Raw genomic sequence first — 22,480 nt, 5'->3', positions numbered from 1 at the left:
CAGCGCGCCTCGACTCCGTACACAGCTTGCCATTGGAATGCCGCCGGGCGGTCGACAACACGCACATTCCCGTCGGCGGGCGCGCCGCGACTCGGGTAATGCGCGCAGACGTGCGGCGTGCGGGTTAATCTCGGTACGACTTCTGGCGGAGGTGCGCATTGACTCACGTGAGGCTGGACGCCGACCGTCTGCTCACCATGTCGCAGAATGAGCTCGACGACCTGTTCCGGCAGAGCCCGACCGGCGGGTTTCCCCAGGGTGAGGGGACCGGGACCGTCATCGTCGCGCCCGGCACCACGGCATCGGCGACAGCGGCCAAACTCATTCACAGGTTCGCGTGGCAGGGCAAGGTGTTCGATCCGGAACGGAGCGAATTGCTTAATCGGGTGTCCCCGATAGGCGTCCGTGCCGTCCGGGCGAAAGTCTATCGGGGAACGAGCCTGTTCGACGGCAGGGAATCGATCGTCCTCGACTATTCGAGGACGTCGCTGATCGCGCATTGGATCCGCGACGAGATGCGCCTGGTGAGCCCGTCGGTCTATCTCGGCATCGTGTTCTGGGACAACGCCAAGATATTCAACTTCACGTTGACGTTCGCGCACTGAGCCTGACCGCACCGCACGGAGGAACGCCATGCCCCACCAGGAGTCCCTCACCATCCAGGCGGAGATCTCCGCCGCCCGGTTCCTCGAACTCGACGAGATGCTGTCGGAGATCGGCCGCAAGCGGACCATGCACGACCTGATCCCGTTCCCGGACCTGGGCGGCGTGCACTTCGCCCGGATCCTGCTGATGCCGCAGGCGCTCGACATCCACGGACAGACGATCAGCGCCAGCATCCTCTACCTGTGCGAGGTGGACGCGCCGGCGCGGGCGCACATCGCCGAACTCGTCGACAAGGCGACGGCCGGCCTGGACCGGCTCTTCGCCGGCTGCGACGGATACCGCGTCGACAGCGCGGCAGACCGGATCGCCTGGCTGCACGCGCACACGCTGCCGACCGCGGCCTACTACGTCAACACCGTGGGACGCGGGCTCACCCAGATCCAGCAGGAGGCCCTGCTCCGCGAGGCCATCGAGGACTTCCTGGACCGCGACCGCCCACGGCTGGCGCTCATGCCGGCGCTCGACATCCGAGCCGCCGTCCAGGAGCACGTGAAGACGCGCCCCGACCTGTCCTTCGCGCAGTCGCCCCCGGACGGCCCGAGCCTCGGCTGGCGGCTGGGCGAAGCACTCCACCAGGTCGGCGTACCCGCCCTGACCCTGGCCCTGGCGCCGCTGGCGGCCGCCGCGGCCCCGCTGTGGGCGGCCCTGCTGCGCTGGTATGAGACCCATGACGTCCCCCACCAGCAGCGCCCTGACCCGCAGAGCCTGCGCGAGCTGTCCCGCGGCGAGGACTTCGCCGCGCAGAGCCCCCTGACCGCGATCGGATTCGTCAAGCCGGGCTGGTTCCGGCAGGTGACGCTGACCGGCGCCCTGGCCGCTCTGGACTACGGGGTCCGGCACCTCTACAACCGCGGAAGCCTCACCGGCGTCCGGACGATCCACTTCGCCCGGTGGCTTCTCCTCGACGACGGACGCCGGGCACTGTTCGCCAGCAACTACGACGGCAGCCTCGAAAGCTACATGGACGAGTTCATCGACAAGGTCGCGTGGGGCCTCAACGCCGTCTTCAGCAACGGACTCGGCTACCCGCGCACCCGCTGGCTGGTCGGCGACGGAGCCACCGACGAGCAGGCCTTCAAGAACTACCTGCGCACCCACCAGCTGCGCACGCACGTGTGGTACTCCGCGTACGAGAACCTCACCACCCACAACATCGAGACCAACGCACGCATCCGCGCCGGCCTCCTCGGGCAGTCGAGCCCGGCCGAGGCACAGGCATGGCTCGCGCTGCTCTAGGCGTACACCGCCCCGGACCACGGAAAAGGACCACCGTCACCGTGCAACTCGAACTCGACGACATCCAAGGGCTGATCATCCGGGGATACGGAACACTTCCGGCCGCGCGCTTCCACCTGCTCGCCATCGATCGGCCGCAGGCCGCCCGGGCGAGCCTTCGCCGGCTGCTGCCCCGCGTGACCTGCGGCCAGGTCCGCCCGACCGACGCCGCCTGCAACCTCGCCTTCACCGCCGACGGGCTGGCGAAGCTGGGCGTCTCGACCGCACCCGAATCCGGCTTCGCCACCGAGTTCGCGACCGGGATCACGGACCCCGACCGCAGCCTCCTGCTCGGCGACATCGACACCAACGCGCCGGGACACTGGCGGTGGGGCGGCCCGGCGACGGCACCGGTGCACCTGGCCGTGCTGACCTGGGCCAAGACCCAGACCCGGCTGAACCGGCTGACCACGGCGCTGCGCCGCGACCTGGTCGGCCACGGGTTCACCGAGACCGCCACGCTGGACACCGCCCCCCTCACCGACCGCGAGCCGTTCGGCTTCGCCGACGGCATCTCCCAGCCCGCCTTCGAAGGACTCCCGGCGGCGGCCGCCGATCCGGCGCCCGTGCGGGCCGGGGAGTTCCTGCTGGGCTACGAGAACGAGTACGGCCTGCTGACCGACCGGCCACTGCTGCCCCTAGGCCCCGACACGGCCGGCCTGCCGACCTTCTCCGGCCGCGCGGACCTCGGCCGCAACGGCAGCTACCTGGTCCTGCGCCAGCTGCGCCAGGACGTCGACGCCTTCAGCGCCTATCTCGACGAGGCCACCCGCCAGCCGGACGGCAGCGCCGACCCCCATCGCCGGGCGCTGCTCGCGGCGAAGATGGTCGGCCGCTGGCCCAGCGGCGCGCCCCTGGTGCTCTCACCCGACGCCGACCACGAGGAACTCGCCAAGGAGAACGACTTCGCCTACCGGGCCGCCGACCCCCAGGGCCTGCTCTGCCCGATCGGAGCGCACATCCGCCGCGCCAATCCCCGCGACTCGCTCAACACCGACCTGAGCCCCGCCCGCGCGCAGCAGCTCAACCGGCGCCACCGGCTGCTGCGCCGGGGCCGGGTCTACGGTCCGATCCCGGACGAGAACGGCCACGACGAGGTCGGCCTGCACTTTTTGTGCATCGGGGCGAACCTGGCACGCCAGTTCGAGTTCGTCCAGCACACATGGCTGAACAACCCGAACTTCAACGGGCTCTATGCCGATCCCGACCCGCTGGTCGGTGCCCGGGTGCCGGGCACCACGTTCACCGAGCAGGCGCTGCCCCTGCGCCGGCGCCACCGCGAACTGCCGCAGTTCGTCTCCACCCGCGGCGGGGCCTACTTCTTCATGCCCGGCATGCGCGCGCTGCACTACCTGTCGTCTCCGGAGCGGTCGCGGTGACATCCGGCGCGGCCCCCTGGTGGCAGCGACGTCTCAACGACACCGTCATGGCGGCCGTCCAGCTGACCCGCAGGGCGGACCCCTACGTGCGGCCGGCGTTCGACGCGACCCTGCGCCAGCCCTTGCAGGACGCCGTCCAGTGGCTGATCAACGCGGGCCGACGCGACGAGCACCTGGGCATCGCCGAAGAGAGCATCCGACCGGGCGAGGCAGCCGACGCCGCGGCGATCGCCGACCTGCTCGAGGCTGTCACGCTGCCGAAGTATCCGCCGGGTGCGATGCTGCGGGCCGGCAACACCAAGACCTACGGCGTCGTGCGGGGCGAGTTCACCGTCCACGACGGCCTTCCCGGACACCTTCGGCACGGGGTCTTCGCGCAGTCCCGAACCTATCCCGCGTGGGTCAGGCTGTCCGGACCGGGGCCTTCGGCGCCGCCCGACATCCGCGACAACGGCATCCTGTCCATCGCCGTCAAGCTGATGGGCGTGCCCGGCCGCAAGCTGCTCGACGACGAGCAGCACACGCAGGACTTCACCGCGCTGAGCGCGCCGATGTTCACCACACCGGACGTCGCGGCCAACGTTCAGCTGCAGCGGCACCTGGCGGCGGGCATCCCCATCCTGTACTTCCTCAACCCCGGCTACCCGGGCCTGCTCAACGCGATCATGCAGGCGCTGTACGCCAGGACCCACACCAGCCCGCTCGAAACCCCGTACTGGAGCTGCGTCCCCTACCTGCTCGGCCCCGACCAGGCCATGAAATACCGCCTCACACCCACCACCGACACCCGCACAGCCGTCGGCTGGAACCCACCCGACGACTACCTCCAACAAGCCCTCATCCACACCCTCCACCACACCGACGCCCACTTCACCTTCGACGTCCAACTCCAGACCGACCCACACCGCATGCCCATCGAGAACGCCACCGTCATCTGGCCCGAACACCTCGCACCACACCAGACCGTCGCCACCCTCACCATCCCCCAGCAGACCATCGACCCCGCCGAACAGTTCCACCTCGCCGACCGGCTCCGCTACAACCCATGGCACGCACTCGAAGCACACCGACCACTGGGCAACCAGAACCGCGCCCGCCGGGCCATCTACCAGCAACTCGCCCAACTACGCCAGAACGCCAACGGCACCACACCCCACGAACCCACCGCAGCCGAGCCAGGAAGAACCACCCGATGAACCAGGTCGTCGACGCCGGGCTGGCGTTCCTCCGCAAGATCGACCCCTATGTGCGGCCCGCGTTCGACGCCACCCTGCGCCAGCCCCTGCAGGACGCCGTCCAGTGGCTGGTCAACGCGAGCCGACGCGACGAGCAGCTGGGCATCGCCGAGGAGAGGATCGGACCGGACGAGCAGGAGCACACCAAGGCGATCATCGACGTCCTGGCCCGGCTTATGAAACGCGAGTACGAGCCCGGGTCGTTCCTGCGCGCCGGCAACACCAAGACGTACGCGGTCGTCCAGGGCTCCTTCAGCGTCCACAGCGGCCTGCCGAGCCGGCTACGCCACGGTGTCCTCGCCCAGCCGCGCACCTACCCCGCGTGCGTGCGGTTCGCCGGGCCCGGCCCCTTCAGCCCGCCCGACATCCGCGACAACGGCATCCTGTCCATCGCCGTCAAGCTGATGGGCGTGCCCGGCCGCAAGCTGCTCGACGACGAGCAGCACACGCAGGACTTCACCGCGCTGAGCGCGCCGACCACGACCACAGCCACCCTGGCGGAGAACCTCGCCTACCGCGAGCAGGTCTTCGCCGGTTCTGCCCTGCGCTACTTCCTCAACCCGCGCTCGCCCCACCTGCTGGACCTGATCATGCAGGCGCTGTACGCCAGGACCCACACCAGCCCGCTCGAAACCCCGTACTGGAGCTGCGTCCCCTACCTGCTCGGCCCCGACCAGGCCATGAAATACCGCCTCACACCCACCACCGACACCCGCACAGCCGTCGGCTGGAACCCACCCGACGACTACCTCCAACAAGCCCTCATCCACACCCTCCACCACACCGACGCCCACTTCGCCTTCGACGTCCAACTCCAGACCGACCCACACCGCATGCCCATCGAGAACGCCACCGTCATCTGGCCCGAACACCTCGCACCACACCAGACCGTCGCCACCCTCACCATCCCCCAGCAGACCATCGACCCCGCCGAACAGTTCCACCTCGCCGACCGGCTCCGCTACAACCCATGGCACGCACTCGAAGCACACCGACCACTGGGCAACCAGAACCGCGCCCGCCGAGCCGTCTACCAGCAACTCGCCCAACTACGCCAGAACACCAACGGCACCACACCCCACGAACCCGCGCCGAACGGACGAGCCCGTGGGCCTGTCACACGTGTGGCGCCCTCGCCTTTCTGAGCATCCGAAACCGGCCGCATGCCGGCTGGGACTGTGTGACAAACGCTGCAAGCCCCTCTAAAGGGAGCTTGAGTTCTGGTGGTTGTCGCAACACCCCAGTTCAAGGGGTGCGATGGACTTCAAGATCCGTACTGACCGTACGGCGCAGGGGCCGAAGAAGCTGCGTGCTGAACGGGAGGAATACTTCCGGCTCGTGCAGCAGGGCTATGGCAACAGGGAGGCGTCCCGACGCGTCGGTGTTCATGAACGGACCGGACGCGAGTGGCGCAACGGCCGGATGGCCCCCAACCGGCTCCGGGCGCCCGCTCAGGCAGAGCGGGCGCCCGGAGCGTCGTCGAGGTATCTGCAGGAGGCTGATCGTCTCCACATCGCCGACCGGCTGCGGGACAAGGCCTCGGTGCGGGCGATAGCCGCAGAGCTCGGCCGCAGCCCGTCCACCATCAGCCGGGAGATCCGCCGTAATCGGCATCCGGGTAACGGCCAGTACCGACCGTATGCCGCTCAGGCCCGGGCCGACGGCCGCCGACCACGCCCCAAGCCCGGCAAGATCGGAGAGAATGCCGCCCTGCGGGACTTCATCCAGGATCACCTGGACAAACGGTGGAGCCCGGAACAGATCTGTCAGGCTCTGCGCAGACGATTCCCCGCGCGGCCGGAGATGCACGTGGTCCACGAGACGATCTACCAGGCCCTCTACGTTCAGGGCCGAGGCGAGCTACGCCGCGAACTCACCCGTGCGCTGCGCACCGGCCGTGCCCGTCGCAAGCCGCACCGGCAGGCGGCCAGCCGCCAGCCACGGTTCACGCACCCCATGGTCATGATCAGCGAGCGGCCGGCCGAGGTCGAGGACCGTGCCGTGCCCGGCCATTGGGAAGGCGATCTGATCATCGGCAAGGACGGCGGTTCGGCCATCGGAACGCTCGTCGAACGCTCCACCCGCTACGTCATGCTCGTCCACCTGCCCACCGGCCGCAGCGCCGAACACATGCGCGACGCCCTCCAGGCGACAGTGCAAGCCCTACCGGCCCACCTGGTCCGCTCCCTCACCTGGGACCAGGGATCCGAAATGGCCGCCCACCACGCCTTCAGCGTGGCCACCGACATTCCGGTCTACTTCTGCGATCCGGGCAGCCCATGGCAGCGCGGCTCGAACGAGAACACCAACGGCCTGCTGCGGCAGTACTTCCCCAAGGGAACCGATCTATCCGTCCACAGCCGTGACCACCTCGACGCCGTCGCCGTCGAACTCAACGGCCGACCACGCAAAACGCTCGGCTGGGAAACCCCAGCCGAGCGCCTGCGTACACTGCTCGCGGCCTAGACAACCAACCACGTGTTGCAACGACCCCTAGAATCCGCCGAGCACCGGATGGGGTACGCCGCCGGCGACTGCTCCAGCGGGCGATCACCGCCCGTCAACCGGTCTGCCGCGACAGGGGCCCGGTGACGCACACCGACGCCTGCGGGTTTGTCACCTCCCGGCGGGCGGTATCGGCAGGCCATGCATCTCACCTCGACAGCCCGCCGCACGGCGCAGGCAGCCGGCAACAGCACCGCCTTGGAGAACCTGACCCGGGCCGGCTTCATCGGTTACGGACTGCTGCACCTCGCGGTCGGCTGGCTCGCCGTGCAGATCGCCAACGGCCAGTCAGCCCGGGGTGACCAGTCCGGTGCGTTCCGGCTGCTGGCCGCGCAGCCGTTCGGCAGGGCGCTGGTATGGGCCATCGCCGGCGGCCTGCTGGCGATGGCGATCTGGCAGCTGTTCGAAGCCGCGGTGGGCCATCTCGGCGAGCGCGGCGGCCGGCGCACGCTGGAGCGGATCGTGTCCGCTGGCCGTACCGCCGCCTACCTCGCCCTGAGCGCGACCGCAGCCCAGGTCGCCGGTGGCGGCGATCCGGCCACCGGCAGCCACCAGCGCGAAGCGACCAGCGGGCTGCTCGGCCGCGACGGCGGGCCGTGGCTGGTCGGGACCGCCGGCATCGCGGTGACCGTGGTCGGTCTGGTGCTGGTCGGATACGGCATCACGAAGGGCTTCGTGCGGCACCTGCGACGTGACCGGATGAGCGCGGCCGAGTCCCGTGCGGCGGTCCTGGCAGGTCAGCTCGGCTACGCGGCGAAAGGCGCGGTGTACGCCGTCGCCGGAGTGCTCGTCACGAGCGCCGCCATCACCTTCGATCCGGCCAAGTCGACCGGCCTCGACGGTGCCCTGCACACCCTTGCGCGCCAGCCGCTCGGGTACGGCCTGCTGCTGGCGGCCGCGGCCGGCTTCGCTGTCTTCGGCGTGTACTGCTACTTCCAGGCCCGCTACCGGAAGGTCTGATCGGCGCTCCCGGCTCTCAAGGGGAGCGCCGACCCTCGACAGCTGTGGTCCCGTCGGATCGACCGCGGAATTCCGCAGTGGCGCGATCGCCGCCGACGTCGCCGACACGTCGCCCACCCGGCATGCTCGCAGCTTGCGAACCGGCTGACCGGTCGCAGGCCTCAGTTATTGTCCTCCATCGATTGACAGTTTTTGGTCCACGAGGGACTCTATATGTCATGCGATGGCCGCGGAACCGGGCGTCGGGGACCAGTCGCAGTCCAGAACACGGCGGAACTGTGCTGCGCGTGGTCACGTGCGGGCGATCGGGCGACATGGCCGGCCCGGTGCATCAGCGGGCCAGCCGCCACCACGTCGGCCACCACCCCCTCAGCCGCCGACCGGCTTGCCGTGGGCACGTCGCGCCAGCGCGGCTCCGCGGCCTTCCCGACAGTGCGGGGAACCAAGGAGACACACCATGAAGATCAAACGAAAGCTGCTGCTCGCCGTCGCCGCCTCGTTGGCGGTGGCCGGGGTCACGATCCCGGCGATCCAGCCCGCCTTCGCCGCCTCGCTGGTCGAGGTGCCCAACTTCGGCAGCAACCCGGGCGGCATGCGCATGCACGTCTACGTTCCGGACTCCCGGCCGGCCAACCCCGCGATCGTGGTGGCCATGCACGGCTGCGGGGGCTCCGGCCCCGGTTTCTACTCCGGCAGCGAGTTCGCTTCGCTGGCCAACCAGTACGGCTTCATCGTCATCTACCCGAGCGCCATGCAGGAGGCTGGTTTCGGCAGGTGTTTCGACACCTGGTCGGACGCCGCCAAGCGCCGCGACGGCGGCAGCGATCCCGTCTCGATCATGTCGATGGTCGACTATGCCGCGCGCCAGTACGGCGGTGACCAGAACCGCGTCTTCGCCACGGGCAGTTCCTCCGGCGGCATGATGACCCAGCACATGCTCGCCCTCTACCCGGACAGGTTCAAGGCCGGAGCGTCCTTCATGGGCGTGCCGTTCAACTGCTTCGCCAACGCGGCCGACTACCCGCCGGGAAGCAGCCAGTGCACCGGTGGCAGCATGAACCGGACCCCGCAGCAGTGGGGTGACGCGGTGCGACAGGTCAATCCCGGTTTCACGGGAACGCGGCCGCGGGTGCAGTTGTGGCACGGCACCAGCGACACCCTCGTGCCGTACTCGCTGCTGCAGGAATCGGTCGAGCAGTGGACCAACGTCCACGGCCTCAGCCAGACCCCCACCTCCGCCGACACCCCGCAGGCGAACTGGAACCGCCGCCGCTTCGCCGACTCGTCGGGCACCGTGCGGGTCGAGGCGCTCAGCATCCAGGGTGCTGGTCACAGCCTGCCGTCGAGCGGCATGGCCGCGGCTGCCGTCGCGTTCTTCGGCCTGACCACCACCGGTCCGAGCACGCCGCCCAGCCCCAGCACGCCGCCCAGCCCGTCCACGTCCCCCAGCCCGTCCACGTCCCCCAGCCCGTCCTCGCCGCCCGGCACCGGCTCCTGCCGGGTCAGCAGCGCCATCGATGCGTGGGGCAACGGCCTGGTCGAGAACCTCACGATCACCAACACCACCAACGCCGCGGTCAACGGCTGGTCCCTGGTCTTCACCCTGCCCAGCGGGCAGGTCATCACCTCCGGCTGGAATGCGACGTACTCACCCGCCTCGGGGCAGGTGACCGCCCGGAACGTGAACTACAACGCGGGCATCCTCGCCGGCGGATCCATCAGCATCGGCTTCCAGGCGAACCACACCGGTAACGCCGGAAAGCCGACCTCATTCACGCTCAACGGCACAGCCTGCCTCATCGCCTGAACGACCTGACGGGGGTGGGGCGCAGCCGGCTCCCCACCCCCGCCCGCCCGCTGGCCGCGCGTATCGGTCGCCCTGAGCACCAAGCACGGCACCTGGCTGCCGATCGCGGGCGTCGTGGTCGCGGCCGGCGCGATCTCCTGACCGCGCCGGATCGGCGGCAGCGTCATGGTCCGTCTATCTGAACGCCGGCCGTGCCGTATCTGACCCCGCCCGCCGGGTTGTTACCTGACCGTTCATGCTGCTGTTCCGGTAAGTGTTCAGCGGCGCCGATCCGGCCGGCACCGGCAAATGCACCCGTGCGTGCGACGGTGGCAGCAGGTCAGCACGTGATCGGTGGGCTGAAGGCGCGCGTAGTCGGTCGGAGGTTCCACCCGGCACTCGCCGAGCGTGCCAACTGTTTGGCCGCCCGTTCCGTATGCTGGCGGCCTAACCACGGGGAGGACCGGTCATGGCCTGGTATGGGGTGCGCTGCGTCTTCGAGTGGGAGGCCGGTCTCTACGAGGAACGCCTTACGCTCTGGAACGCAGAGTCCCTGGACGGGGCCATCGAACTCGCCGAGCAGGAGGCCGCCTCGTACGTCGAGGACTCCACGTCGTTCCGTTACCTCCGCCTGGCTCAGGCGTACCACATCGGTGACGACCGCCCTGGGCACGGCGACGAGGTGTACTCGTTGCTCAGGGAGAGCGCACTCGGACCCGACGACTATCTGTCGGGCTTCTTCGACACCGGCACGGAGCGACAGTCGTGAGATCCCTGCCGGCCCGGCCCGGCGGGCTCCAGCACCCCAGCGAAGATCGGTAGCTTTGCCGGTCAGAAGCACCAAAGCGGTGCAACGGGGCCCTCTGGCCTACGAGTACTCTCGTGCGGATGATCTCGCATGAAGTAACAGACGTACTCCGCGGCTGGGCAAAAGGCTTGGCCGCGGTGAGGCGCAACTTCGTGCCCGTCGAGACCGCCTGGGGTCTGCGGATCGACGAGGTCCGGCCGAAGACCCGCGCCCGCTGTCTGGTGTTTCGCGACGACCTCGACGCAGTGCGCAGCGCGGCGAAGGATGCCACCGCTCCGCACGGTGTGATCATCGTTGTCGCCGCCGAGGACGCGGTAGCGGCCCTGCTCGGGCCGGCCTGGCAACGCACGCCGCCCGAGCCGATCATGACGACCGCGCTGCGGCGGATCGCGCCGAGCGCGCCCGCCGGCTATGACCTCAGCACCACGATCGACGCGGGCGTCATCAACGTGCGCGTGCATTTTGAGGGCGAGGTCGCCGCGGCGGGATACACCGCCGTGGTGGACGGTGTCGCCGTCGTGGATCGTGTCGCCACCGATCCCGCACATCAGCGCCGCGGCTTGGGCACGGCGGTGATGAACGCACTAACGGTCGCGGCCACAGACCAGGGGGCTGCGACCGCTGTACTCCATGGGACAGAGGAAGGACGTGCGCTCTACGAGAGTCTCGGCTGGCAATTGCGTTCCAAGATCACAAGCTTCACTCACGCCGCATGATTCCTGGCGATCGTGGCGGCGGATGCGAGCACAGCCGGATGGGTGAAGGTTGGAGCTGACGGCCAGGCTCCTGCGTTCGTGGCCGTTGACGATGCCGGGGGAGCGGGGTGCCGGCAGGCGCACACTTCGATCCGCGACGCCCGCAGTCAGGGTCGCATCCGCGACCCTGACTGCGTACCGGCTGCGCCACCGGTATGACGAACGGCGTTGGTCACCAGTGCTGCCGTACGACGTCCGTGCCGGTCTGAGCCGTATCGCTCGGCGAGCGCGTCGCCGATCGAGGCCAGGTGGTCTCGCACACCCGGAGGGCCGGTCACCTCGATCCATTCGACCAGCCCCGCAAGCTCGCCGGCGAGGATGTACTCGTCGTTGCCGCGGATCACGACCTCGATGCGGCCGTCGTCCGTGGCACCTCCCACCTCGAGCCGACCGCCGAACCCCATCCGGAGCACGCCTATCGCGTGGGGCGCGCACACCGCCCGGGCCTCGAGTGGTGTTCGCTTGCGTTCGACCTCGTCCGCGATCTCCCGCCAGCTCTCCGCAAGGTCGAAATCGTCGGGCCGGTGCACGGGATCGCCGGTCGGGTCGACGGACGACACGCGGTCGATCCGGAAGGTCCGCCGACCGGCCTCGGTGCTGGAGACGAGGTACCACGACGGGCCTTTGGCGACGATGCCCAGCGGGTGGACGGTTCGCTCGGTTTCGGTGCCTTCGCGGTCGACATAGCCGAGCCGGACCTGGACGCCGCGGATCACCGCGTCCTGGAGCTCGTCGAGGAAGCGGGGCGGTCGGGGCTCGACCCGGCTCGACCCCCATCGCTGCGGGTCCATGACGAGCGACGACGCTGCTGCCTCGGCCTGCACCCGGAACGGCTCCGGCAGGGCGTGGACGAGTTTGCGCAGGGCCGCTTTCACGGCCGGGGTGACAGCCGAGGCAGGGCCGGCGACCAGGAACAGGGCGCGGGCCTCACCCGCGGTCAACCCGGACAGGTCGGTGCGGGCGCCGCCCACGAGACGCCAGCCGCCGCCCCGGCCCTGCACGGAGTACACCGGCACGCCAGCCATGCCCAGGGCGTCGAGGTCGCGGCGGGCGGTGCGCTCGGAGATCTCCAGCTCCCGGGCGACCTCCGCTGCGGTCACCTGCTCGCGGTGTTGCAGCAGGAGGAGGATGGCCATCAACCGGTCAGCTCGCACGCCGGAAACACTCGCACATAAAACCGGTCAGGAGGTGACCGGTATCGGTCGCCATGATGCCGGCATGACAATCGACTTTCCCGAGCCCACCCTCATTTCGGTCAACGGTGTGGAACTTGAGGTCTTCGAAGCCGGCCGAGAAAATTCCGGAAGGCCCATCGTGCTCTGTCACGGCTGGCCGGAGCACGCCTTCTCCTGGCGCTATCAGGTGCCGGCCCTGGCCGCGGCGGGCTACCACGTCATCGTCCCGAACCAGCGGGGCTACGGCAACTCGTCCCGTCCCGCCGAAGTGACGCACTACGACATCACTCACCTGTCGGGTGACCTCGTCGCCCTCCTCGATCACTACGGCTACGAGGATGCCACCTTCGTCGGCCATGACTGGGGCGCATTCGTCGTCTGGGGCCTGACCCTGCTGCACCCGAACCGGGTCAACGGCGTGGTAGCACTGAGCGTGCCCTACCAAGAGCGCGGGCAGATGCCCTGGATCGAGGTCATGGAGGCCGTGCTCGGCGCCGACTTCTACTTCGTCCACTTCAACCGGCAGCCGGGCGTCGCCGACGCCGTGTTCGGGCAGAACACGTTCCAGTTCCTTCGGAACCTGTACCGCAAGAACGTGCCCCTCGCAGAGCCTCAGCCGGGCAATGCGCTGATCAACCTCGCTAGAGCGGAAACCCCACTCGGTGACCCCGTCATGAGTGACCGTGAACTGGCTGTCTTCGTCTCCGCCTTCGAATCAACGGGGTTCACGGGCGGAATCAACTGGTACCGAAACCTGGACCGCAACTGGCGCCTGCTGGCGGAGGTGGACCCGATCATCCGGCAGCCCGCCCTCATGATCTACGGCGACCGCGACACGGTAGCGAGGGCTGAAAGACTGCCGGAATTCGTACCGAATGTGGAAGTGGTCAGTCTGGACTGCGGTCACTGGATCCAGCAGGAGATGCCGCAGGAGACGACCGAGGCGATCCTGAGGTGGCTGGACCAGCGGGCTGCCGCCTAGCACTCCAGCAGGACACCCGCTTCACGATCCGCTGCGGGCTCACGGATCGTAGTCGCTGTTAATACCCCTGCGCTGCGGGTTGGTGGTCTCAGCCACCAACCCGTTACGGCCTGTTTCATAACTCGTTGGAGTTGTGAGACAGCGCCCTTCTCGGGCGTCCGCTCCTCACCCCGGACGGGGTGGGTGCGGTTCCTGTGTCATCGGGGCCGGTTCCACTCGCGCGGGTGCGCGGGCCAGAGCCTTCCCCTCGGCGGGCTTTGGTGACCGGGCCCCCTGCGTGGAGGTCCCGGATCTGGGCGTGGTGCTGCTCGGCCCAGATGGCGAGGTTGACCGCGGCATTGAGGTCCCGGTCGGCCTGATAACCGCACGCGCCGCAGACGAAGGTGCGCTGGTCCAGGGGCATGGCGGGGGCCAGGGTGCGGCATGGGGCGCAGGTCTTGGTCGACGGGTACCAGCGGTCGACCGGGGTGAGGTGGCCGCCGCGCCACTGCTGCTTGTAGGTGAGTTGGCGGCCGGGTTCGCCCCAGGCGGCATCGGCGACGGCTGCGGCCAGGCGCCGGTTGGTGAGCATGCCGGTGATGGTGAGGGTCTCGATGGCGAGCTTGTCGTGGGTCTTGACCAGCTTGTTGGAGACCTTGTGCAGCAAACGGCGTCGGATCGCCGCGATGCGGGCGTGGTGGCGGCCCAGCCGTGCTGCTGCTTTGGCGCGGTTGCGGGAACCGGGCGGTTTGCGGGTGACGGCGCGGGCCAGGCGACGTTGCCGTGCCATGCCCGTCCGGGAGGGTCGCGGCCAGTCGTCGACCCGTGCGACTTCGGTGCCGTCGGCGCGGGCGGCCACGACGAACGCGGCCAGCCACGGTCGACACCCACCCAGCCGGTGCTGTTGTCGGGCTGGTGACGGGCAGTCTCGTGCAGGTCGGCGGCTTCGCAGGTCAGCGACACCGCCCACCGGCCGGCCCGGTGGCTGACCGTCGCCGCCAGGACCTTGGCCCTGCCCTTGGCCGGCATCCGCCGCAACCGGCGGGTGTCCTGGCGCACCGCTACCGTGCCGACACCGGGCAGGGTCACCGTCCGCGGCCCATGCCCACCGATGCGGATACCCGCTCGGCCCCTGGCAGAGGTCTTGCTACGGATCCGAAACGACAACTGCGCGCGCTTCTTCGATTTGAACCTGGGGAACCCGACCCGGCGACCTCTGCGATCGCCGTTGCGCGATGCCGTGTACGCGGCCAGCCCGCGGCCCAGATCGACGGCCGCTTCCTCGAACACCTGCTGGCACACCTCGGCCCGCCAGGCCAGACCGGTGGGCTCCACCGTGGTGGTGCCGTCGGCGGCGGCCACCAGCACCCGGCCCGCCGCGGCCGAGCGCTTCCACGCGTTGAACGCGTTGATCAGGTCGAAACCCGACCACGGCACCTTCCCGACCGTCCCACGACCCTTGCCGTCCAGGGCCTGCTTGACCAGCCGCAGGCACTGGTTGTAGCCGAACCGGGCCGCACCGGCAGGCCGACGCAGCACGATCTCCTGCTCGACAGTCGGATCAAGACAGAACCGGAACGTGGTGAAACGGGCCACGACAGCACCCTGCCACACACCACCGACAACACCCACGACCAGGAAACCCTGTACACAGCACGACCGGAGACTCACAATGACCGACACCGCCGGTCACTTATGAAACACGCCGTAGGAGGCGCTGCCGTGCTCTCAAGGACTCAGTGCCCGTTGCGGCGGAGCGCCGACGGGCCGCGAAGGCGGCTCACGCGCTGGATTGCCGGGACGGTTCCCACGCCCTGAACGCGTCGCGGGCATGCACGACCGCCTCTGCCACTGCGAATGCCTGCCGCCAGCCCTGCTCGTCGAGTTCGTCGTGGTTGCGGAAGTAGGCGAGGAACCAGCCGTCGATAACCTCGGCGCTCATCGGCCGCTCGTGGTCGTCAAGCAGTGCGACCAGATCGTCGGTCATGAAGGCGCGGGCTCCGGCGTGATCGCGGGTGCGGGCGTACAGTGCGCACTTCTCGCCTTCGAAGGCGTCGGTGCCGAGGATGGCGGCGGGCCGGACTCCACCTGGGCGCCCGGGGTGGAACGTGAGCCGCGGAGGGTCCACGTCCAGGTGTACCGCGAGGCAGCGCACCAGCAGTGTTCCCTGGCCGCGCCCTTGCCGGGTGTGCGTGGCGACCTCGAAGGACAGGCCGCCGGCCGGCCACTGCACCCGGTGCATCGTGCGGGCGTGGGGGTTTGGGAGGAAGATCGAGCCAGGCAGCAGCCGCGCCGGTGCCTCCGGTTCGACCGGCAGGCCGTTGGCTTGGGCGAACGCGACCAAGCGGACCAGCCGCCCGGCGCTGCGGCGCTCGCCCAGATCGCCGAGCAGCTTGACCGCGACCCCCAGGAGCAACGCGCCGACCAGGAAAATCGCGCCCACGAGCAGCCCTTCGGCGTCGCCCTGCGCGAGCATCCCGATGAGGACGACGAGCATGACGGCGGCCAGGAAGCCGCCGACGAGGCAGCCGACCCCGGAGCTGCGCGCTCCGGCCCCGGCGATGTGCCGGGCGGTCTCCTCGCCGAGGTCGCCGCGCCGTGCGGCGGTCAGCACGTTGGCGGCATCTGCGGGGGAGGGGGACACATGCAGGGGGGCATAGTTGATCATGTCGGGGCTCATCCGTGACAGACTACTCACCTGGTAAACCAGCGAAACGGGGTCGTCAGGAGGTCCAGGCTGTCGAAGCGCTCTCCGATGTATGCGAACCTCGCATCGGGCAACCGCCGTTCCGGACAGCCCCGAACCGGCGAGACTCCCACCTCGGTCCGACCCGGTTTCGGCGCCGCCCCGACCCCGCCGACCAGATCCCGGTCCTGGCCCTGGCCGCTGTGCGCGCGGGAGCCCTGCAGCTGTCCGACCCCGAATACCGCGCCGAACTCGCCGACTGGACGCACCGCCCGCCATGGAGCGGCGACGGCGTACCCACCGCCACCGCCGTACGGGCCGCCCCGCGGCGCGTTCCGGTACGCGACTACGCGCCGTTCGGCGGGGAGACGATGCGACCGGGCCCCGACACCGACGCCGGCACCCGATACCTCATGGTCTACACCGACGAAGACAACCCGGCCGCATGGCTGCACACCGTGCGTTTGTTGGGCTTGGTACGCCGCTCGAAGCTGCGCCAGCGGCGGATCGCCACGTCGGCGAGCTGCTCAGCCGTGGCCGTTTCCCACCCCAGCTCTTCGGCAGCCACGGCACCCAGTTCCGCACGCAGCTGCGCCATCTGCTCGTGCCCCGGCATCGCACCAGCATGCCAGCATCCGTGGGTGATACGCAGCGGCTGGCGTCGACCGCATGCACTTGAAGCGGAACGGCCCATGGCTACTCGACGACGAGGACCAGGGCGTCGTACCAGAGACAGCAGGCGGCCAACACGTCACGGCGATCGGCAGGGATTGCCGACGTTTGACGGTGCCGTGTGCCCCGCCTGTGCCCCATCGCTTCATTCCCGAGCGTCCATGACTACAGCTCGTGCCACTCGCCCAGCTCGCTTGGTGATCCTGTGCGGGTGAACGGCTGCACGCTGTCCCACGCAGGATCGATGCTCAGGATGAAGGCACGAGTGAACTGTGCCAGGTCGTCCAGGATCGGGACGTCCACTACCGCGTCAGGAGGGACGGTGCCGTCGCCCGCGAGCAGAGCCACCTCTTCAGCACTATTGAACAGGTGAATTACCGCGTGCTCATCACGGAATCCCAAGGTCAGCAGAGGAAATGCGTTGTCCGCCAGCCGAGCTTCTAGATACCCCTGACCACGGCACCGCAGTTCGTTGAAGCGCTCCGACAGTTCGCTCACATCCGAGCGATTCTCGCCTGGGTAGAACCGTCCCGACTCCAGCGACGTCGCCGCCCACAGCACGCTCATCTCTTCACCTCCAGGCCGTGTCACAGCTTGCCACCGCACTCGCCGCCGCAACGCATCCGCGCCGCCATCCCGTCCGCCGTCGACCCACACTCCGTGGACGCGGGTTCTGGCCCCGCCGGCAAGGCTCGCCGTAGGCGACCGCGAAGCGGCTTGGCCTTGCCGGCGGGGCCGGGTTCCGCGTTGGCATCCGCCTGGGTCGGCGGTGGGCGGGATGGCCCCCACCCGGGGGTGTCGTCGCGTTGAGGACGCCGGCCACGTTCGAGCGGACGGTCTGTTCGCCGATGCCGAACAGCGCGTAGGGCACGGCGTTGGCGATCAGCGCTGCTACGTAGGTGTGCCGCGCGAGAGCCCGCTCCATCACCCCACCGGATGCGGGTCGGGGCCGGGCAGCGGTACGTACTCCGTTTCCGTGATATGGCTCCACTGACCGAACTGTCCGGCCGGGAACGACCTCAGAAAGGCGTAGTCACCGCCTGAATTGATCTTGCCTGACTCCGAGTAGCCCTCGACCTGCCTGCAGTAGAAGAACAGCCGTGTGTTGCTGCTCGACACGACATGGCTGAACCGGCCCTGGAAATGCCCCAGACCCCCGGGTGGGATGTACTTCGCGTTGGAGTAGTTCCCGGCACCGTCGAGCATGCCCGTGCCACCGGCGAAGGTGAACCCGTCGTAGAAGAACAGCCGCCGGTCGAGCGACACCACGTCGGTCCAGGCGCCGATGTTCGGAATGTGGTTGAAATGGTGGTACTTGCCGTCGGGTTCCAGCCTCCCCGACGCGCCGGCCCGTTCCGAGACATTGTAGAAGAACAGCAGGTCGCGGGCGCCCACGATGTCGCTCCAGTCCCCGAACTGCCCGACAGGGAAGTCGACGAGATGGTGGTAGTCGCCCGCGGCGTCGAGCTGACCGGACCCCGCGGCACCCGAGTCACGGTCGTAGAAGAACAGCCTGCCGTGGACATGGACGACATCGGTCCACTTCCCAAACTGTCCGGCCGGGAAGTCCATGAGGTGGTGGTACTGGCCCAGGGCGTCGATCCGTCCGCTGCTCGCCGCTCCGGTCGCGCGGTTGTAGAAGAACAGCTGCCGGTAGACGGAGACGACGTGCGTCCATTTGCCGAATTGTCCGGCCGGGAAGTCCATCAGGTGGTGGTAGTTGCCGTCAGCGCGCAGCTCGCCGCTGCCCGCGGCACCCGTGGCGTTGTTGTAGAAGAACATGGCTTGCTCCTCGATCGAGCGACACCGCTGGCGCGTCGTGTGCCCACGAACCCTGGCACGGCGAATGGCCTCAGCGCTCTCCGGGTGGTTTCGGGCAACAAAACACGAAGTTTGCCCATAGGTGTTCCTAATCAGTCGAACCGCCCGCCACTCTGTCACCTGCCGACAGGAGGCGGCGAGGTTTCTCGCCTTTCCATCGACTCGTTATTGGGGCCGGTGAGCGGGGACCAGTGCACCGAACCTGCCGAGAATCTGGGTCGCCGGGGAGGTCGCCGGGCTCCGGTACCTGATCGTGCAGGCCGTCGATGAGCCTGACCGTCCCGGCAGCCTGGGCGTATTCGGGTTCGACGCGCTCCATAAGACTATCGCTTATCGGAGATCACCGGGTAGCCGCTAATGGACCAGCCCTGTCGGCGTACGGGTTCTGATGCAGAGCCGGGTACGCCAGACGTACACAGTTCGGGAACATCTGACGATGCGACTTCGCGTTGACCGCCGACCCAGTGATCTTCATTTCAACTCTTTACGCTGAGTTACCGACGCGATCCGCCGGCACAGGATCGCGGCAGGTGCGCGAAAAGCGGTAGCTTGTGGCGGTGCTGTCGTTGCTGTCGTTGTCGATCGAGAGGGCGTTGCATGCACGGTCTGCCGAGCATGTGCGCGTGATCGTGCGTATCGACGGCGTTGACGTCAGCCATGCTGACGGCGACGACGGCCCAGACCCGTGGGATGCACTAGTGCCGGTGAACCGCTTCGTGGCGACCGACGACTTCACGACCGCGACGATTGCCTGCTGCCCGAGCTGTGGCCCGGAATGCTGTGCGATCGAAGCACGTGTCCGCCGCGAAGGCGACGTCGTGCGCTGGGAAATAGGTGACCGGCGCGGCGTTCGTTGGGCGGGCGAGCGACGCACCATCCTGTTCGATGCGGCTGCCTACGACGCCGAAGTCGCCCGCATCGACGCCGACCGCAGCTGGCAGACGGCGATGCACCGGGCCGGGCGGCTCATCCTCGCCGGCGTTGACCTGCCATCAGGGGTTGAGGGCGTGAGGGTCACCATGATTGGCGCCGGCGAGCTCGAGGTGTGGCTTGAGGAGCCGGGCGAGTACCAGATCTGGGTGTACGCCCCCTGGGAGGCGCAGCGACCCGACGACAGCGCCGCCATGGTGCGCTCGCTGCTCGCCGGACCCGCCGCCGATTGGCCCGCGCGGTGGCACAGCATCAAGACGGACCGCCAGGACCCGCCGTCATACGCCGGCCCGTCCTGGCGGCGCGCCGAGTTGTGACTGCACGGCCCCGAATAGCACCAGCGGCCATGCGGCACGGTGATGATCTCGTGGGTTGTAATTCGTCGGCATCCTGCCAGTACAGGCCGCGCCCGCTCATCGACACATCCGTTCGGCGCTGCCCGTTGTAACAGAGCGTAGGCGCTGAACGCCGGACTTGCACCCTGTATGCGCCCGTAGGCACTTACCGATCTTGCTACCCGCTCTGTACTCGCTGGTGTTCGCGGCTCTGCACTGCGACCCGTACGCCGACAAGCCCTGGCGCCATCAACGAAATCGCTGGGTTTCGTTGCGGCGACGACGGTGACGGCCGGTTTGCGGCAACGCCTGTGACCACCCCGCGCCCAACACCTCCGGCAACGACCCGTCCGCGCCAACGCCACAACCACTGGACGGCGACGTCTACAGTCGAGTGATGTCTGCTGACCTTGGCCGAGCGCTCGCTCGGACGATCGTTCTGCCACTGTTGGCGATCACCCTGCTGGCCGGGTGCGGTGACGGCAAGGGCACCGACGTGGACTGCGACCTTCAGCAATGCGCCGTGACCTTCCAGCGCGGCGTGAGTGCCTCGGCGAGTGTGTTCGGCATGGAGGTCGAACTGGTCGAGGTGAAGGACAGCCTGGTGACCGTCACCATCGGCGACAACGAGATCACCCTGCCGGTCTCCGGCGACGGCCAGGGCGTGCACGTGCGCGAACTCACCGATGAGAAGGTGGTCGTCGTCTTCCCGCACAACATCGCCGGCTGAGACCGGCCGCACCGGGCTCTGCTGTGCGAACCGGCACGCCTTCGGCAGGAGTGCCACCGACCCGGTTTGTCGGTAGATGCCCACCTGCATGCCCGTGCCTGCCCAAGGCGGTGTCGTAGCCCAGCCTGACCTGGCGCCGGCGGTGACGGGTCGGAGTGCGGGCTGGTTCCGGCTACGTCTGCGGGGTGTGGATGCCGTCGAGCAGCACCCGCAGGTATCGGTCGACTCGTTTGGCCGGATCGTCACCGATTCGCAGGGCGAACGCGGTGCCGCAGACCAGGTGGTGCAGTTCGTCGTCGGTGAGGTCGGGCCGGAGCGAGCGCGCCTGCCGTGCGCGTTCGAGCACGGTGCGGGCCAACGTCCGGAACTCCTCACGATGCGCGCCGGTGCGGGCAGCGACGTCTTGATCCGGACCGGTGGAGATCACTTCAGTGAATGCGGGATCGGTCAGCTGCCGCATGAGCAGAGCGCGAAGCAGGACCTCGACCGCGGTCCAGGCGTCATCGTGCCGACTCGCGCCGCGAGCGTCCTCGATCAGCGCGGTGAAGCCGCTGTCGGCGAGCGCCTCGATGAGTGCCCGCCGGGTCGGGAAGTGCCGGTAGACCGTTCCGACACCCACCTGGGCCCGGCGTGCGAGGTCGTTGAGCTGCAGCGTCAGGTCACCTTCCGCCATCGCGAGGCGGGCCGTGGCCAGTAGCTGGTCACGGTTGCGGGCAGCGTCGGCGCGAAGGGGCGGGGTCACCGCGCGAGTCTACCTAACCGGATTGACAATCCGCTTCGAGTGTTCTTCAATCGGATAAGTAATCCGCTTAGCGCCGGGAGAACTCATGGACCACGCAGACTGGACCCTCGCCGACCTCGACGACCAGGCCGGACGCACCTTCGTCGTCACCGGCGCCAGCAGCGGCCTCGGTGTGGCGATCACCCGCCACCTCGCCGCGAACGGAGCCCGGGTCGTCATGGCGGTCCGCGACACCGCCAAGGGCGGGCACGTCCGCGACCGGCTGATCGCCGACCATCCGGCGGCCGACCTCCAGGTCCGTCGCCTGGACCTGCTCGACCTGAGGACCGTGCACGCGTTCGCCGACGGCCTGCATGACGACGACATCGCCGTCGATGCGCTGATCAACAACGGAGGCATCGGCAACGTGCCGCGAAGCCTCAGCGCGCAGGGCGTGGAGAGCCAGCTGGCCACCAATCACCTCGGGCACTTCGCCCTCACCGCCCTGCTGCTGGAGCGGCTGAGCGCCGGACGAGACCCGGTCGTGGTGACGGTCGGTTCCGGCCTCTACCGCATCGGCCGCCTCGACCCCGACGACCTCGCCGCCGAACGCGGCTACTCGCCCGGACGCGCCTATGCCCGATCCAAACTCGCCAACGTTCTGTTCGCCCTGGAACTCGATTGCCGGCTGCGCGGCGCCGGATCGCCCGTGCGCAGCCTGCTCGCCCATCCCGGCATGGCCAAGACCGACCTCGACCGCGACGCGCCGCCGCTGGACCGCGCCGTCAGCGCGCTGCTCGGACTCGCCCTCCGCCGGCCCATCGACGAGGCTGTCGCCCCGATCCTCTACGCCGCCACGGAGACCGCCGCCCCGACCGGTCGCCTCATCGGCCCGGGTCGCGCCTTCGGCCCCGCCCGGCCCACCTTCGACAGACTTTCCGGTCCGGCCACCGATCCTGCTCTTGCGCGGCGCCTCTGGGCGCGCTCCGAGGCGATTACTGGAACGGCCACCTTGCCGACATCACGGGCGTGATCGCACGCACTCTCGTCGTGGACATCGCCGCGCCTGCCGCCCGGCTC

The 22,480-nt window shown here is 68.9% G+C and carries 21 protein-coding genes and 1 pseudogene; 14 read left to right on the top strand and 8 right to left on the bottom strand.

What is annotated here, in order from left to right:
- Nucleotides 1–167 precede the first annotated feature (167 nt).
- The 10 genes from CS0771_RS27425 to CS0771_RS27380 all read left to right on the top strand — a co-directional run bounded on the left by CS0771_RS27425 (nucleotide 168) and on the right by CS0771_RS27380 (nucleotide 11,330).
- Nucleotides 168–605 (top strand): hypothetical protein, encoded by a 438-nt coding sequence (locus CS0771_RS27425; RefSeq protein ID WP_212843686.1) that lies wholly within the window; start codon nucleotides 168–170, stop codon nucleotides 603–605.
- Nucleotides 606–633: 28 nt separating this feature from the next.
- The gene (locus CS0771_RS27420) at nucleotides 634–1,902 is read left to right on the top strand and encodes a hypothetical protein (protein WP_212843685.1); all 1,269 of its coding nucleotides are present in this window, start codon (nucleotides 634–636) and stop codon (nucleotides 1,900–1,902) included.
- Between the two features lie 41 nt (nucleotides 1,903–1,943).
- The gene (locus tag CS0771_RS27415) at nucleotides 1,944–3,320 is read left to right on the top strand and encodes a Dyp-type peroxidase (protein WP_212843684.1); all 1,377 of its coding nucleotides are present in this window, start codon (nucleotides 1,944–1,946) and stop codon (nucleotides 3,318–3,320) included.
- Nucleotides 3,317–4,516, top strand: a complete 1,200-nt coding sequence (locus tag CS0771_RS27410; protein WP_212843683.1) for a catalase family protein — start codon at nucleotides 3,317–3,319, stop codon at nucleotides 4,514–4,516. The genes CS0771_RS27415 and CS0771_RS27410 overlap by 4 nt, the downstream gene beginning before the upstream one ends.
- Nucleotides 4,513–5,700 (top strand): hypothetical protein, encoded by a 1,188-nt coding sequence (locus CS0771_RS27405; protein WP_212843682.1) that lies wholly within the window; start codon nucleotides 4,513–4,515, stop codon nucleotides 5,698–5,700. The genes CS0771_RS27410 and CS0771_RS27405 overlap by 4 nt, the downstream gene beginning before the upstream one ends.
- A 277-nt stretch (nucleotides 5,701–5,977) precedes the next feature.
- Complete coding sequence (locus tag CS0771_RS27400) at nucleotides 5,978–7,021, top strand: IS30 family transposase (protein WP_244871286.1); 1,044 nt, start codon at nucleotides 5,978–5,980, stop codon at nucleotides 7,019–7,021.
- A gap of 180 nt (nucleotides 7,022–7,201) precedes the next feature.
- Complete coding sequence (locus tag CS0771_RS27395) at nucleotides 7,202–8,020, top strand: DUF1206 domain-containing protein (protein WP_212843681.1); 819 nt, start codon at nucleotides 7,202–7,204, stop codon at nucleotides 8,018–8,020.
- Nucleotides 8,021–8,477: 457 nt separating this feature from the next.
- On the top strand, nucleotides 8,478–9,827 hold the full coding sequence (locus CS0771_RS27390) for a PHB depolymerase family esterase (protein ID WP_212843680.1): 1,350 nt from the start codon (nucleotides 8,478–8,480) through the stop codon (nucleotides 9,825–9,827).
- A 448-nt stretch (nucleotides 9,828–10,275) separates the two neighbouring features.
- Nucleotides 10,276–10,575 (top strand): hypothetical protein, encoded by a 300-nt coding sequence (locus CS0771_RS27385; protein WP_212843679.1) that lies wholly within the window; start codon nucleotides 10,276–10,278, stop codon nucleotides 10,573–10,575.
- Between the two features lie 119 nt (nucleotides 10,576–10,694).
- Nucleotides 10,695–11,330 (top strand): GNAT family N-acetyltransferase, encoded by a 636-nt coding sequence (locus tag CS0771_RS27380; protein WP_212843678.1) that lies wholly within the window; start codon nucleotides 10,695–10,697, stop codon nucleotides 11,328–11,330.
- A gap of 146 nt (nucleotides 11,331–11,476) precedes the next feature.
- On the opposite strand, the gene CS0771_RS27375 is transcribed toward CS0771_RS27380, so the two are convergent.
- Entirely contained in the window at nucleotides 11,477–12,505 is a 1,029-nt protein-coding gene (locus CS0771_RS27375; protein ID WP_244871415.1) for a YafY family protein, read from the bottom strand.
- Here CS0771_RS27375 and CS0771_RS27370 point away from each other — a divergent pair.
- A complete protein-coding gene (locus tag CS0771_RS27370; RefSeq protein WP_244871063.1) occupies nucleotides 12,498–13,526 on the top strand; it encodes an alpha/beta fold hydrolase in 1,029 nt (342 codons plus the stop codon). The genes CS0771_RS27375 and CS0771_RS27370 overlap by 8 nt on opposite strands.
- A gap of 115 nt (nucleotides 13,527–13,641) precedes the next feature.
- Here the strand turns inward: CS0771_RS27370 and CS0771_RS27365 are convergent, their stop codons facing one another.
- The 6 genes and pseudogenes from CS0771_RS27365 to CS0771_RS27340 all read right to left on the bottom strand — a co-directional run bounded on the left by CS0771_RS27365 (nucleotide 13,642) and on the right by CS0771_RS27340 (nucleotide 18,645).
- Nucleotides 13,642–14,364: a transposase gene (locus tag CS0771_RS27365; RefSeq protein WP_256442844.1), complete on the bottom strand. Its 723-nt coding sequence runs from the start codon at nucleotides 14,362–14,364 to the stop codon at nucleotides 13,642–13,644.
- A 620-nt stretch (nucleotides 14,365–14,984) separates the two neighbouring features.
- Nucleotides 14,985–15,101, bottom strand: a pseudogene (locus CS0771_RS39760) (helix-turn-helix domain-containing protein); the annotation flags it as partial.
- Between the two features lie 184 nt (nucleotides 15,102–15,285).
- Complete coding sequence (locus tag CS0771_RS27355) at nucleotides 15,286–16,185, bottom strand: hypothetical protein (RefSeq protein ID WP_212843675.1); 900 nt, start codon at nucleotides 16,183–16,185, stop codon at nucleotides 15,286–15,288.
- Between the two features lie 424 nt (nucleotides 16,186–16,609).
- Nucleotides 16,610–16,807, bottom strand: a complete 198-nt coding sequence (locus CS0771_RS27350) for a hypothetical protein (RefSeq protein WP_212843674.1) — start codon at nucleotides 16,805–16,807, stop codon at nucleotides 16,610–16,612.
- Nucleotides 16,808–17,028: 221 nt separating this feature from the next.
- On the bottom strand, nucleotides 17,029–17,430 hold the full coding sequence (locus tag CS0771_RS27345) for a hypothetical protein (RefSeq protein ID WP_212843673.1): 402 nt from the start codon (nucleotides 17,428–17,430) through the stop codon (nucleotides 17,029–17,031).
- Nucleotides 17,431–17,787: 357 nt separating this feature from the next.
- Nucleotides 17,788–18,645 carry a hypothetical protein gene (locus CS0771_RS27340; protein WP_212843672.1) on the bottom strand — a complete coding sequence of 286 codons (858 nt, stop codon included), beginning with the start codon at nucleotides 18,643–18,645 and terminating at the stop codon, nucleotides 17,788–17,790.
- A gap of 596 nt (nucleotides 18,646–19,241) precedes the next feature.
- On the opposite strand from CS0771_RS27340, the gene CS0771_RS27335 reads away from it, so the two are divergent.
- Entirely contained in the window at nucleotides 19,242–19,931 is a 690-nt protein-coding gene (locus tag CS0771_RS27335) for a hypothetical protein (protein ID WP_212843671.1), read from the top strand.
- Between the two features lie 415 nt (nucleotides 19,932–20,346).
- The gene (locus tag CS0771_RS27330; protein ID WP_212843670.1) at nucleotides 20,347–20,679 is read left to right on the top strand and encodes a hypothetical protein; all 333 of its coding nucleotides are present in this window, start codon (nucleotides 20,347–20,349) and stop codon (nucleotides 20,677–20,679) included.
- Between the two features lie 172 nt (nucleotides 20,680–20,851).
- On the opposite strand, the gene CS0771_RS27325 is transcribed toward CS0771_RS27330, so the two are convergent.
- Nucleotides 20,852–21,421, bottom strand: a complete 570-nt coding sequence (locus tag CS0771_RS27325) for a TetR/AcrR family transcriptional regulator (protein ID WP_212843669.1) — start codon at nucleotides 21,419–21,421, stop codon at nucleotides 20,852–20,854.
- Between the two features lie 85 nt (nucleotides 21,422–21,506).
- On the opposite strand from CS0771_RS27325, the gene CS0771_RS27320 reads away from it, so the two are divergent.
- The gene (locus CS0771_RS27320) at nucleotides 21,507–22,433 is read left to right on the top strand and encodes an SDR family NAD(P)-dependent oxidoreductase (RefSeq protein WP_212843668.1); all 927 of its coding nucleotides are present in this window, start codon (nucleotides 21,507–21,509) and stop codon (nucleotides 22,431–22,433) included.
- The last annotated feature ends 47 nt before the right edge of the window (nucleotides 22,434–22,480 follow it).

Source organism: Catellatospora sp. IY07-71, assembly GCF_018326265.1.
In the GTDB taxonomy this organism is placed as follows: domain Bacteria; phylum Actinomycetota; class Actinomycetes; order Mycobacteriales; family Micromonosporaceae; genus Catellatospora.
The sequence above is the reverse complement of the archived record's forward strand: the minus strand, read 5'-3'. Positions and strand labels throughout refer to the sequence as shown.